This is a genomic window from Natronoarchaeum rubrum (assembly GCF_024494695.1).
Genome location: NZ_JANHDP010000004.1, coordinates 59,911 through 73,544, shown reverse-complemented (window position 1 = coordinate 73,544; position 13,634 = coordinate 59,911). Strand labels below are relative to the sequence as shown.

The following is a 13,634-nucleotide window of genomic DNA, read 5'->3' as shown; positions in this document are numbered from 1 at the left end:
ACGCACCTGCCGGGATGGACGAGCCGACCGGGACGAGTCACTCGTCGAGTTGGTCCTGAAGGTGGTTCTTGGCTTCCGAGCGCTCCTCGCGGTCGATGGTCGGAGCGTCGCCGGTGAAATCCAGCGTCAGGCGATCGAGCGTGCGACGGTAGACGCTCGTCCGTCGCCCCTCCTCGGAGAGTTGGCGGCCCTCACAGCGGAGCAGTCCGGCCTCGGTCAGGTCCTCGATCCGTCGGTAGCAGGTCGCGATCGGAATTTCGAGGTGGTCGCTCAGCGCCTGTGCCGACGTCGGGGTGCGAGTCGCGGCGAGGATCTCGGCGCTGTACTTCCCGCCCAGCGCCGCGAGGAGCTGTTCGGGCGAATCGGCGTCGTCTATCGGTTGCTCGGAGCGTTCCTGGGACATCTCGTCCGCACAACTACCTATCTATCAGATTTGAATCTTACGGCAAGTAACTGCAGCCGACCGGGAGACGTTCGAACGAGAGTGGTCAACGTTTTTGGTGCTCCGGCGCGGTGAATAGAAAAACGATGTCGACGGAACTACCGGAGAAACTCCTGGAACTCGGCGACGAGGAGTCGGGCGATCGGGACCCGGAGTCACAGGAGGAAGAGGAAGAGACCGAGGAGCGCGAGCGGTTCGTCGTGTTTCGGATCGGCGCCGATCGCTACGCCGTCGACGTCGAGTGGGTCCGGAGCGTCGTCGAAGTCGGGGAGTACACGCGAGTCCCCCGCTCCGCGGAGGCCATCGACGGCGTGATCGACCTCCGCGGTGACATCACTGCGGTCATCGACCCGCGCGTCTATCTGCCCGCCGACGAGTCCGCGGCGGTCGACCCCGAGGACCAGCGCGTTCTGGTCTTCGACAGACCTTCGGATCGCCAGGGCGCCGGCATCCGTGTCGATCAGGTATCGGGCGTCGAGTCGATCGCGGTGAGCAGCATCCACCGCCAGCCCGCGCCCGAGGCGGGCGTCGACGCCGCCGCGCTGGCCCACAGGCTCGTACGAGCCGTGATCAGTCCGTCGCCGGACGACGCCGATCGCATCTCGGTGCTCGACGTCGAGGGGCTGGTCGCCGTCGCGGGCGACGCCTGAGAAGCGATTTTTCACTGCGCGGTCGAAGCTGACGACGGCACCGCTCCATCAGTTCGGGTAGCGCGCGCGAATTTTCCGACGGTAGCGCCGGCGAATCGACGCGATCTTTCGGTTATCGTATGTGATAATGTAGAGACAGCATTTATGGTCCCGTTTCGCCAAGCGGTGGTTGGTGTATCAACTGAATGTCGACAGGGGTGCTCATCGTGGACGACTCTCATTTTATGCGGAATCTCCTACGGCAGATTCTGGAAGAAGACTACGACATCGTAGGGGAGGCGTCCAACGGGGCGGAAGCGGTCAAGTTGTACAAAGAGCAGCAACCGGACATCGTCATGATGGACATCGTGATGCCGAAATGTAACGGCATCAAGGCGACGGCTGCGATCAAGAAACTCGACCCGGACTCGCGGGTCATCATGTGCACGAGCGTCGGCCAGCGCGAGAAGATGAAACTCGCCGTCAAGGCCGGCGCCGACGGGTACGTGACGAAGCCGTTCGAGGAGCCGAGCGTCCGCAAGGCGCTCAAGGACGTCGTCCCGGCATGACGAGCGTACTCGTTGTCGATGACTCGCAGTTCATGCGGACGGTCATCGGCAACGTCCTGGCCGAGCACGGCTACGACGTGCATCGCGCGAGCGACGGCCGGCGGGCGGTCGAGGCCGTCCGGAAGCACGACCCCGACGTCGTCACGATGGACGTCCAGATGCCCGAGATGGACGGCATCGAAGCCGTCAGCGAGATCATGGCGACGCACCCGACGCGCATCGTCATGTTGAGCGCGCACACGCGCGAGGGCGCAGAAGAGACGCTGGAAGCGCTCGCGCGCGGCGCGGTCGACTTCCTCGCCAAACCCAGCGGCGAAGTATCGACCGACATCGCCGGGCTGAAAGACCGCCTGCTCGAGACCGTCGAGGCCGTCGCGGACGCCGACGTGGCGACGCTGGCGCCCTCGCGGGCCGCCGCGGCCGCTCACCGCGCTTCGGCCGGCGCCGCGGACCGATCGGCGGACGGGACGACCGATCCCCGGTCCTCCGGCGGCGCCGCGACGACGGCGTCCGACGACCCCGCAGCGGGAATCGACCCCGCCGAGGGTTCGTTCAACGAGCACCCCACGATCGTCGTCGGGGCCTCCACCGGCGGGCCGAAAATCGTCGAGGGGATTCTGTACGATCTCCCGATCGAACTCGACGCGCGCGTGCTGGTCGTCCAGCACATGCCCGCGGAGTTCACCGACAGGCTGGCCGCGCGACTCGACGAGCTGTGCGAGTACGACGTTCGCGAAGCCAGCGACGGCGACCGGATCTCGGGCGGCGAAGTGCTGATCGCACGGGGCGACCGTCACATGGAGGTCGCCCACGCGTCGGGCGATCGCCTGCGCGTGCGCCTCACCGAGGACGAGCGCGTCCACGGCGTCCGCCCGGCGATCGACGTGACGATGCGGTCCGCGGCCGAGCGGGTCGACCCGCCGCTGGTCGGCGTCGCGCTGACCGGCATGGGCAAGGACGGCGCGGCCGGCATCAGCGCGATCAAGGCCGCCGGCGGGACGACGATCGCTCAGGACGAGGCGTCGAGCCCCGTCTTCGGCATCCCGCGACAGGCGATCGAGACGGGCGACGTCGACCGCGTGCTGCCGGCCGGCGAGATCGCCGCCGGCATCACCGACGCGCTCTCGACGGAGGTGGAAACGCATGGATGAGTACGTCAGGGAGTTCGTTCAGGAGAGCGAGGAGAACATCACGGAGCTGAACAACGCGCTGCTCGCGCTGGAACGGGCCCCCGACGACGACGAGGCGATGGAGCAGATCTTCCGCACGGCCCACACGCTGAAGGGCAACTGCGGGGCGATGGGCTTTACCGACGCGAGCGATCTCGCTCACGCCCTCGAGGATCTGCTCGACGCCGTCCGCTCCGGGCAGCTGGAAGTTTCGCCGGAGCTGATGGACCGGATCTTCGAGGGCGTCGACGAGCTCGAGGCGATGATCGACGAGGTGCCCGAGAACGGCGAGCCCCGCACCGATCCGACCGAGACGATCGATCGGCTCCGGGCGGAACTGGCCGCGACGGAGGGACTGATCGAGCCCAGCGACCGCGAAATCGACGAGCTCGTCGAAACCGCGGGCGCGCCGGCGGACGGCTCGCACAACCTGTTCCACGTCCGGCTCGGCGTCTCCGAGGAACTGGAGTCCCAGGGGATGCTCGTCGTCGAGGCGCTCGAAGACGCGTTCGACCTCTTGGGAACCGCTCCGGAGGCCGAGGAGATCGCCGACGGCGACTACGGCGGCAGCTTCGACGCCGTGTTCGCCAGCGCCGTCCAGGAGAACTCGATCTCCGCGGCGCTCGACCCGGTTGACGCGGTCGAGGACGCGATCATCGCCGAGGTGACCGACCGGCTCGACCGCGAGGACGCCACGGCCGACGAGCCCGCCGACGCCGCTGTCGAAGAGCCCGCCGCGGACGTCGATCCCGACGATATGGAGGTCGACGACCTGCTCGACGAGTTCAGCGAGTACGACGATCTCGACGAGATGGTCGAGCAGGTCGACGACGTCGAAGGGTTCGACGATCTGGGCGACGCGGGGACGTTCGACGACGTCGAGGTCGGCGACGTCGACGTCGACGCGCCGTCGCCCGACGAGGTCGACGCCGGTGACGCCGACGACGCGGAGGCGTCCGCGGACGATGCGGACGCCGAGCCCGCCGACGCGGACGCCGGCGACGGCGACGCGTCGGACACGTTCCAGGAGCTCAAACAGGAGGTCGATCCGGTCGGCTTCGACGAGCTTCAGGACGAACTCGCCGAACTGGAGTTCGAGGAACTCGACGACGACGAGGTCGGCTTCGACGAACTGCTCGACGAGGACGAGCTCGGCGGCGACGATCCCTTCGCAACCGGTGAGGTGTCGGAGGATCCGTTCGGCGCCGGCGACGCGGACGAGCCGTCGGTCGGCGAACTGATCGGCGAGGACGAACCGGCTGACGAGGGCGACCCGACCGACGAGCCGTCGGTCGACGAGTTGGTCGAGGGCGTCGACGATGCCGGTTCGGATGCTGGCGTCGAGGACGACCCGGCCGACGAGCCGGTCGCCGCGGAGCCGTCCGCGGACGTCGACGACGATCCGACCGCGGACGACGCGTCCGCGGCGACGGCTGACGAACAAGCTGCAGACGATGCGTCCGCGGCGACGGCTGACGAACCGGTTTCCGGCGACGAGCCGGTGTCTGTCGACGAACCGGCGTCCGCGGAAGCGGACGACGCGACGGCGTCCGACGCCGACGAGACCGACATCGGCGACGCGCTCGACGGCGCGCTCGACGACTCCCCGGCCGAGGAGGACGCGACCGAGACGTCCGACGAGGGCGCCACCGACGACGACCTCGACGACATCTCGTTCGGCGAGTCCGCGACGGTCGACGACGCCGACGAGGGGCCGGAACTCGAACTCGACGACCCGTTCGACGGGAACGCCGGTTCGAGCGCCGAGGAAAGTGACGGCGACGGCAGCGAAGGCGTCGGTGCCGACGCCGACGGTGCGGCCGAGAGCGGCGACGCGGACGACGAGGGCGTCGAGCTCAGCAGCGCGGGGCAGTTCGAGGACATCGACTTCAGCGACCCCGACGGTCCCGACGAGGACGAGGAGTTCGGAACGGCCGACGAACTCGACCTCTCGATGGGGCTGGACGACACGGAAGACGAGGCCGACGACGGCGGAGCCGACGATACCTCGGTCGAGACCACGACGTTCGGCGCCGACGCGGCGACGCCCGACGACGGCGCGGACGCCGACGAGGCGGACGCGGCCGACGACGCGGCGGTCGACGCGGAATCGGCCGGCGCCGTGGACGCGGGCGCCGAAGACGGCGACCTCGCAGACGCGGGGGTCAGCGACGCGGAACCGGCGGACGCCGAAACCGATGCTGCCGACGCCGTCGCGTCGACCGACACCGAGGCGGACACAGCCGACGCGACCGACGCGACCGGCGGGTCCGCGGCGTCGAGTCCGACGACCGACGAGGCGGACACCGAGTCCGCACCGTCGGCCGCCGCCGGCACCGGCGTCAGCGCCGACGAGATCCAGTCGATCCGGGTCGACGTGGATCAGGTCGACGACCTGATGAATCTCGTCGAGGAGCTGGTCACGACCCGCGCTCGCCTCCGGCGGGCCGTCGAGGCCGACGAGCCCCGGACCGTGATCGAGGGCGAGGTCGACGAACTCGAGACGATCACTTCGGAGATGCAGGACACGGTGATGGACGTGCGACTCGTCCCGCTCAAGACCGTGGCCAACAAGCTCCCCCGGCTCGTCCGGGACCTCTCGCGCGACCAGGACAAGCAGGTCGCCCTGGAGATGGACGGCGAGGACGTCGAGCTCGACCGCTCGATCCTCAACGATATCGGCGACCCGCTGATGCATCTGGTCCGGAACGCGATCGACCACGGGATCGAGCCGCCCGCGGAGCGCGAAGCGGCCGGCAAAGACCCCGAGGGAACGATCGAGCTCCGGGCCCGGCGCGAGCGCGACGAGGTCGTCATCGAGATCGAAGACGACGGACGCGGGCTCGACGTCGACGCGATCCGCGACGAGGCCGCCGAGGAAGGCATCGCCGAGTACGAGGAGCTGCTGGAGATGGACGACGAAGAAGTGTACGACCTCGTGTTCCACTCGGGCTTCTCGACCAGCGAGGAGGTCACCGACGTCAGCGGCCGCGGCGTCGGAATGGACGTCGTCGCTCGCACGGTCGAGGACCTCGACGGCTCGGTGTCGGTCGACAGCGACGTCGGCGAGGGGACGACGGTCAGCCTCCGAGTACCGATCTCGGTGGCGATCGCCGACGTCCTGTTCGTCGAATCCGGCGGCGAGGAGTACGGCATCCCGATCAAGGTCGTCGAGGACATCGGTCCCTCTGGCACGGTTTCGACGGAAGACGGGCGCGAAGTGATCGCCCGGGGTGAGGAGAGCTACCCGTTAATCCGGCTGGCCGACGCCCTGGAGACGCCCGAGACCGGCCGCAACGGCGACGGCATGACGGTGAAAGTTCGCGACGACGTCCGCCCGGTCGCGCTCCACTGCGACCAGATTCGCGGACAGCAGGAAGTCGTGGTCAAACCGTTCGAGGGGTTCCTCGGGGACATCCCGGGCCTCAGCGGGGCGACCGTGCTGGGCGAGGGTGACGTCGTGAACATCCTGGACGTGGAAACACTATGATGGTGATACAATGAGTCTGATGGTCGACATACGGAAGTTGAGCTTCATCAACGAGATGGCGAAGGTCGGCACGAACGGCGTCGCCGACAACATGAGCAAGCTGACGGGCGAAGACGCGAAGATGGAGGTGACGAAGACGAACTTCATCGACGTCGAGGATCTGACCTCGCAGCTCGACGACGGCAAGCGCGTCGGCGTCCGGGTCCGGCTCATGGAGCCGCCCCACGGGCACATCCTCATCCTGTTCCCCGAGCAGAGCGCCAAGAAGATCACGGCGCTGATGCTCAACGACATGGTCGACGATATGTCCTCCGTGTCCGGCGAGATGGCCAGAAGCGCCGTCGAGGAGCTGGGCAACATGATGGCCAGCGGCTTCATCGACGGCTGGGCGGACGTGCTCGGCACGACGATCGACATCGCGACGCCACAGCTCGTGTACGCGCCGGCCGCGGAGATCGTCGGCCGGACGGCCGGGCTCGGCGAGGAGGATCTGGCGCTGTTTTTCGACTCCAGCCTGAACGTGCCCAGCTACGAGATCGAGGCCGAGATCTACGCGTTCCCGGACCTCCAGGAGTTCGTCGAGATGGTCAACAGCATCGAGACCTCCTACGCCTAGGTGATGTATGAAACTAGATGTTAACGCACTCGGAACGTTCTATCAGATGGCCCAGGAAGGCGCCGGGCTCGCCGCGGGGCGGCTCACGCGCCTGACCGGCGTCGACACCCGCGTCGGCGTGACGAAGCTCAACTTCATGCGCGGGTCGGACATCCGTGCAGAGCTCGCCGACGAGTCGAAGAAAGTCGGCGTCCGTGTCGAGCTATCCGGCGCGCTCGGCGGCCACGCCGTCATCGTCTTCGATCGGGCGAGCGCGATCCGGCTCGTCGAAACGCTGCAGCCGACGATCGACGACGCGCCGTCGCTCCCCGAAGGCCCGGACGACGCGTTCGACGAAATGAACCGGAGCACGATCACCGAGGTCGGCCAGATCATGAACAGCGGGTTCATCGACGGCTGGGCGGACGTGCTCGGCACCGCGATCGACGTCGCGACGCCGGAGTTCGTCGAAGGCGACACGGCCGAGGCGTTCCTCGCCGACGTCGACACGACGCCCGGCGCCGACGACCTAGCGCTGCTGTTCCAGAGCCAGATCGAGGCGATCGACACGGAGATCGAGTTCCGCTACTACCTGTTCCCCGAACACGATGCGATGGCCGAGGTGCTCGAACGGCAAGGCGCCGACGGCGAATCCGGCATCGAGTACGACAAGCTCGCCGGGTTCGATCGGCTCGCACAGCGGGGTGCCGACGAGGTGGCCAGCAACGTCACGATGCTGACCGGCATCGACACCAGCGTCGAGATCCGCCGGCTCAACTTCGTCCCGCTGGAAGCCATGCCCGAGGAGATCGACGACGAGCAGCTCGTCGGCGTTGCCTTCGAGTTCGACGGGACTCCGAGCGGCTATCTACTGTTCCTGTTCGACGAGTCCTCGGCTCGAGAGATCGTGCGCGCGATGGTGCCCAACGAGCCCGACGACGAGTTCGGCCAGATGGGCCAGAGCGCGATCAAGGAGCTGGGCAACATCATGGCCAGCGGCTTCTTGGACGGCTGGGCGAACGTGCTCGACACGACGATCGACCACTCGCCGCCCGAGTACATCCACGACATGGGCGCGGCCGTGATCGACCCCGTCGTGATCCAGCTCGGCGAGAACCAGGAGTTCGCGTTCGTGTTCGACACAGTCGTGCAGGCCGCCGACCGGGAGTTCGACTGCAACATCTACGCGATCCCCGACGAGGCCGATCTCGAGCGCGCGATCAACGACCTGCCGATGAACCGCATCGAGGACGCACCCACGAAAGCCGCTATCGAGGAGATCGAGACGGACCCATGAAAACGTACGGGAGCGAACCGGGCGCACCGGATCCGGATCCGATCCGCGTCGGCATCTCGGAGTTCGTCGTCAGCGACAGCGGCCAGACGCTCAAGTCCTACGGGCTCGGCTCGTGTCTCGCCGTCGGACTGTACGACGAGGACTCGGAGATCGGCGGGCTAGCACACATCATGCTGCCGGACGGCGACGCGAACGACGCCAGCGAGGACAAGCCGGGCAAGTTCGCCGACACGGCCGTCCGCGCGATGCTGCGCCAGATGGTCGAGAAGGGCGCGAGCTACACCGACGTCGAGGCGAAGGTGGCGGGCGGCAGCGACATGTTCGACTTCGAGAGCTTCGGCGACGGCGTCGGGCAGCGAAACATCGTCGCCGCGCGCGAGGAACTCGACAAGCTCGGCGTCCCCATCGTCGCCGAGGAGGTCGGTGGCCAGCGCGGCCGAACCGTGGTGTTCGAGACCGACACCGGCGCCTTCTCGATCAAGACCGCAGACGGCGATCAGGAAGTCAGGGAACTGTGAGCGACGACGAGGCGTTCGATCGGTTGACGACGTACATCGAGGAAAACCTCGGGTTCGCCACGAGCCACTACAACGATAGCTACTTACAGCGGCGCTTCTCCTCGCGGATGCGACGAACGGGCGCGGGCGACTACGCCGAGTACCTCGACATTCTCCGGGACGATCCCGACGAGGGCCAAGAGCTGCTCGACACGCTCTCGATCAACGTCACCGGCTTTTTCCGGAATCCAGACGTCTGGGAGGGAATCCGGTCGGTGCTGCGGAGCCTCTCCGAGGACTGCGAGCGCATCCACGCCTGGAGCGCCGCCTGCGCGGACGGCCGCGAACCGTACTCGCTGGCGATGCTCGGGCTCGACGACCCCCGCACTGCGGGCGATCGTCTCTCGATTCTGGCGACCGACATCAACCAGGCGGCTCTGGACGACGCGAACGAGGGCGTCTACGAAAGCACCCGCACCATCGACGTCGGCGAGCAGCTCACCTTCCTCTCGAACTACCACCGGTACGTCGACCAGAGCGGGGAGCGCTTCGAGATCCGCGATCCCGTCAAGGAGATGGTCGCGTTCGAGCGCCACGACCTGATCAACGGCGAACCGAAGTCCGGCTTCGATCTCGTGATCTGCCGGAACCTCTTTATCTACATCGACAACGAGTACAAGCAGTCGATCCTGCGGACCATCTCTGAATCGCTGCGCCCCGGGGGGTATCTCGTCATCGGCAAGGCCGAGACGATCCCGCCGGGCCTCAAGTCCGAGTTCACTATTCTCGACGGCCGACTCCGGATCTACCGACGAGAGTAAAGAGTCCGGCCGAGCTACGTGTCGTCCGAGTCGGGTGCCGCCGACCCGAAGGTAAAGGCCTCCTCGGATTGATCGTCGTCCGAACTGTCTGCATCGTCCGAGCTGTCCGCGTCGTCCGAACTACCGCCCTCCGGACCGCCAGATCCGGCGTCCGTCGATGACTCGCCACCGGATTCCTGGGACTGCTCGTTTCGCGGCAGCCCGTCCTGAGTTCCTTCGTCTCGCATCGCTCCGTCCCGGTTCATCTCGTCTCGCGTCGCTTCGGCCGTCAGCGCGTCGAGTTCCTCGTCCGGACTCGTGCTGTCGGATCGGCCGTCCGTGGGTAGCGCGCTACGGGTAGCGCCCGCGTCGGCTTCGGCGTCGGTATCGAACCGGTCGAGCGCTTCGGAGAGCTGTGCGGCCTGCTGTGAGAGCGACGCCGCGGAGCCGGACACCTCCGTCATCGCGGTGGTCTGTTCCCCGGCGGCGGCGGCGACGTTCTCGGCCTCGGCGGTCGTCTCCTCGCTGATCGTGGCGGCCTCGTCGACCATCGCGACGACCTCCTGAGTCGAGGCGGCCTGTTGCTGGGTGGCCGCGCTGATCTCCTGGACGCCGGTGTTGGTCTCCTGAGCGTAGCCGGCGATCTCTTCGAGCGCGTCGGCGGCCTCGCGCACCGAGTCGGTGTGCTCGGTGATCTCGCTGGACGTCCGGCGCACTTCCTCGGCGGTGGTGTCGGTCTGGGCCTTGATCCGATCGAGCCGGTCTTCGATGTCTTCGGCGGCGTCTTTGGTGTCGGCGGCCAGTTCCTTGACCTCCTCGGCGACGACGGCGAACCCGTCGCCCGACTCCCCGCTGCCCGAGCGGGAGGCCTCGATGTTGGCGTTGAGCGCGAGCATGTTCGTCTGCTCGGCGACCTCGGTGATGAACTCCAGCAGGTCGTCGATCTGGGCGACCTCCTCTTGGAGTTGCTCGATCTCGGCGACCGCGTCCTCGCTCTCTGCCTCGATCGAGTTCATCCCCTCGATCGCCTGCTGGGCCGCTTCGCGACCCTCCTGCCCCGTCTGGGCGGTCTGGGCCGCGAGATCGGCGACCTCGTTCGAGGAGGCGGCGATCTGTTCGGTGGTCGTCGAGAGGCCGTCCATTTCGTCGGAGACGGCCTGGAGCGACTCGTTCTGGCGTTCGGCGCCGTCCGAAATCTCCTGGATCGACTCGGTCACCTGCTCGCTGGCCGAGCGCACCTCCTCGCTGGAGGCGGTCACCTGCTCGGACGCCGTCGCGACCTCGCCGGCGAACGCTTTCAGCCGGGCAGTCGTCGTCTCAAGCTCACCGAGCATCTCGTTGAACGTGCGGCCGATCTGTGCCATCGATTCGTTTTCGCTCTCGGGATCCATTCTGGCCGTGAGATCGCCGTCCCCTGCCGACTCCATGACCTGCTGGTACTCCTCGGCCTTGGCTTCGAGGTGGTCGTTCATGCGCTCGGTCTCGGCGCGGGCGGTTTCGGCCTCCTGACGAGCGCTCTGGGCTTCGCGAATCTGCTCGCGCAGGGCGTCGCGCATGTTCGCGAACCCGTCGTACAGCCGACCGATGCTGTCGACGCGCTTCGTTTCGAACTCGACGTCGAGATTGCCGTCCTCCATCTCCTCGGTCTTCGAAGTGAGTCGATCGATCGCCACCGCGGTGTTCCGGCCCAGCACCGCACCGACGAGCCCGATCAGCAGGACGACCGCTCCCGTGATCCAGACGCCGTAGGTCGAAACCGCGTTGACGAAGCCGTAGGCGGCGCTGACCGGTTCGTGGACGAGGACGACCCAGTCGGTCCCCTCGACCTGCGCGGCGCCGACGACGTAGGACTCGGCGGGGAAGCCGTAGATGTCGTTCGCGAGCGCTCCCTGAGGGTTCTCGTCGATCCGCTGGGCCTGCGGGTTCGCCGGGCCGGCCTCCCGCGCGGCGGCGGCGAGATCGCCGTTGCCGTCGTAGGCCTGGAGGAAGAGCTCGTTTTCGCCGCCGAAGTAGAGGTCGTCGAGGGCGATCCGGTTCGAGCCGTCGACCACCATCGTGGTCGTGGTCTGGCCGTTGCTCTGGAAGTTCGCGGAGTAGGAGGTGAGATCGACCGTGTAGACGATCGCGCGGTCCGAATCACCCGCGATCCCGCGAATGTGGGAGACGACCGGCGTGCCGGCGGCGTCTTCGCTTCCGATCTTGTACGGCTCCGTCGTGTAGGTCTCCTCGATCGGGGGATCCCCAGTGAGCACCTCCTGGTCAGCTTCCGGGATCTGGAGCGCCGAGACCGACTCGCCGGCAGAGCCGCCCGTGCTTGCCAGTATCTGACCGTCGCCGGTATCGACGTAGTGGATCGCGTGCGCGTAGTTCCCCTGCGCCCCCTCGCTCCGCCCGTTGAGTTCGCTCTGCCAGCGGTTCAGGTACGGGCCGATCTGCTCAATCTCGCCGCTCCGGACGATCGCGGACTCGCTCATCATGCCCGCGACCAGGCGTTGCTTGTCGTTCCACGATTCCAGTGCGCTCGCCTCCTGAGCCGCCATCGTAGCGTAGTCCTCGTTAGTGTCCTCCGCAACGCCGGATTCGATCGCCTGCGTCGCGGTGATCCCGATGCCGCCGACCAGGATCCCAAGTATCAACAATGCGATCCCGAACTTCGCGGCGTAACTCCGCCTGACGACCCCCGGTACGAGATGACGAGTCTTCCCCAGCATACCCTGTGAGACAGAATTATAATATAAAGTAACTCGGGTATCGACATGATCGGTGTATTATTATAGTTAGTTGATAAACGAAGAACTCGTTCTTCGAACGTTCGAGCGATTAACGCCCTCGACTCGCGAGCGCGAGTTGGCAATTCTTAAGCGCAGGTGAAAGAAACGTCTCGCCAAGATGGCGACACCACTCTCCACACCCGGCCCGACGCTCGGCGTCGTCGGCGGCGGACAGCTCGGACGGATGCTCGCGGAGGCGGCCGGCCCGCTCGGCGTCGAACTGGTCGTGCTCGATCCCACGCCGGACTGTCCGGCCGCGCCGGTCTGTCGCGACCAGATCGTCGGCGAGTTCGACGACGCCGACGCCGTGCTCGAACTGGCCGAACGCTCGGACTTCATCACGTTCGAGATCGAGCTGGCCGACCCGGAGCTGCTGGACCGGGTGCAATCGGAAACCGGCGTTCCGGTCCATCCCTCGCCGGACACGCTGCGCACGATCCAGGACAAGCTCGTCCAGAAGGACGCGCTGGTCGACGCGGGCATCCCGGTCCCGGAGTACCGCGCGGTCGACGACGCCGACGAGCTGCGCGACGCCCTCGACGAGCTTGGGACGCCCGCGATGGTGAAAGCCCGCGAAGGGGGCTACGACGGCCGGGGGAACGCCCCGATCGAGTCGCCCGAGGACGCCGAAACGGTGCTCGACGAAATCGGCGGCGACGCGATGGTCGAGGCGTTCGTCGACTACGAGCGCGAGTTATCCGTCATCGGCGTCACGGGCGACGACGAAGTCGCAACCTTTCCCGTCGGCGAGAACGTCCACCGCGAGGAGATCCTCCGAGAGACGGTCGTTCCCGCGCGCGCAAGCGAAGACGTTCGGGAGCGAGCACACGATGTCGCGACGGACGTTCTCGAACTGATGGACGGCCGGGGCGTCTACGGCATCGAGCTGTTCCAGAGCTCCGACGACGAGATTCTCGTCAACGAGATTGCACCGCGCCCGCACAACTCGGGCCACTGGACGATCGAAGGCGCCGTCACGTCGCAGTTCGAACAGCACGTCCGAGCGGTGACCGGGCGACCGCTGGGATCGGCCGCGCTGCGCTCGCCGACGGTGACGACGAACCTGCTGGGCGACGTCGACGAGACTCGGGCCGCCGAGTTGCGCGGCGTCGACGAGGTGCTGGCGACGCCGCGGGCCGCACTGCACTGGTACGGCAAGCGCGACGTCCGCCCGCTCCGGAAGATGGGCCACGTGACGCTGACCGGCGACGACGAGGCGTCCGTCGACGGTCTCCTGAACCGCGCTCGCGAGCTCCGCGACTCCACGACGTTCTCCGATCGGGACTGATCGACGATCGGCCGGAGATCGTCCGCTGGACTGCTCCGACGAACCCCGAGCGTTCGTTTGCGGGACGCCGCTTCGCGGCAATTTTTC

The 13,634-nt window shown here is 67.1% G+C and carries 11 protein-coding genes; 9 read left to right on the top strand and 2 right to left on the bottom strand.

The genetic code is table 11. The annotated features are described in order from the left end of the window. Positions 1–37 precede the first annotated feature (37 nt). On the bottom strand, positions 38–403 hold the full coding sequence (locus tag NO931_RS11030; protein ID WP_256392389.1) for an ArsR/SmtB family transcription factor: 366 nt from the start codon (positions 401–403) through the stop codon (positions 38–40). A gap of 125 nt (positions 404–528) precedes the next feature. On the opposite strand from NO931_RS11030, the gene NO931_RS11025 reads away from it, so the two are divergent. From NO931_RS11025 to NO931_RS10990, 8 genes are all read left to right on the top strand, one after another. Beyond that, a complete protein-coding gene (locus tag NO931_RS11025) occupies positions 529–1,092 on the top strand; it encodes a chemotaxis protein CheW (RefSeq protein WP_256392388.1) in 564 nt (187 codons plus the stop codon). A 185-nt stretch (positions 1,093–1,277) separates the two neighbouring features. After that, positions 1,278–1,640 (top strand): chemotaxis protein CheY, encoded by a 363-nt coding sequence (gene cheY / locus NO931_RS11020; RefSeq protein ID WP_097009074.1) that lies wholly within the window; start codon positions 1,278–1,280, stop codon positions 1,638–1,640. Further along, a complete protein-coding gene (gene cheB, locus NO931_RS11015; RefSeq protein WP_256392387.1) occupies positions 1,637–2,791 on the top strand; it encodes a chemotaxis-specific protein-glutamate methyltransferase CheB in 1,155 nt (384 codons plus the stop codon). Before cheY ends, cheB begins: the two co-directional genes overlap by 4 nt. Then, the gene (locus NO931_RS11010) at positions 2,784–6,299 is read left to right on the top strand and encodes an Hpt domain-containing protein (RefSeq protein ID WP_256392386.1); all 3,516 of its coding nucleotides are present in this window, start codon (positions 2,784–2,786) and stop codon (positions 6,297–6,299) included. The genes cheB and NO931_RS11010 overlap by 8 nt, the downstream gene beginning before the upstream one ends. Before the next feature lie 10 nt (positions 6,300–6,309). After that, positions 6,310–6,915, top strand: coding sequence for a chemotaxis protein CheC (locus tag NO931_RS11005; RefSeq protein ID WP_256392385.1), 606 nt, complete (start codon positions 6,310–6,312; stop codon positions 6,913–6,915). Positions 6,916–6,922: 7 nt separating this feature from the next. Continuing rightward, positions 6,923–8,191: a chemotaxis protein CheC gene (locus tag NO931_RS11000; RefSeq protein WP_256392384.1), complete on the top strand. Its 1,269-nt coding sequence runs from the start codon at positions 6,923–6,925 to the stop codon at positions 8,189–8,191. Further along, complete coding sequence (locus NO931_RS10995; RefSeq protein WP_256392383.1) at positions 8,188–8,709, top strand: chemotaxis protein CheD; 522 nt, start codon at positions 8,188–8,190, stop codon at positions 8,707–8,709. The genes NO931_RS11000 and NO931_RS10995 overlap by 4 nt, the downstream gene beginning before the upstream one ends. Next, positions 8,706–9,509, top strand: a complete 804-nt coding sequence (locus NO931_RS10990) for a CheR family methyltransferase (RefSeq protein WP_256392382.1) — start codon at positions 8,706–8,708, stop codon at positions 9,507–9,509. Before NO931_RS10995 ends, NO931_RS10990 begins: the two co-directional genes overlap by 4 nt. A 14-nt stretch (positions 9,510–9,523) precedes the next feature. Here NO931_RS10990 and NO931_RS10985 read toward each other — a convergent pair whose 3' ends face one another. Continuing rightward, positions 9,524–12,199 carry a methyl-accepting chemotaxis protein gene (locus NO931_RS10985; RefSeq protein ID WP_256392381.1) on the bottom strand — a complete coding sequence of 892 codons (2,676 nt, stop codon included), beginning with the start codon at positions 12,197–12,199 and terminating at the stop codon, positions 9,524–9,526. A 178-nt stretch (positions 12,200–12,377) separates the two neighbouring features. Here NO931_RS10985 and NO931_RS10980 point away from each other — a divergent pair, with 178 nt between their 5' ends. Further along, on the top strand, positions 12,378–13,547 hold the full coding sequence (locus NO931_RS10980) for a 5-(carboxyamino)imidazole ribonucleotide synthase (protein ID WP_256392380.1): 1,170 nt from the start codon (positions 12,378–12,380) through the stop codon (positions 13,545–13,547). The last annotated feature ends 87 nt before the right edge of the window (positions 13,548–13,634 follow it).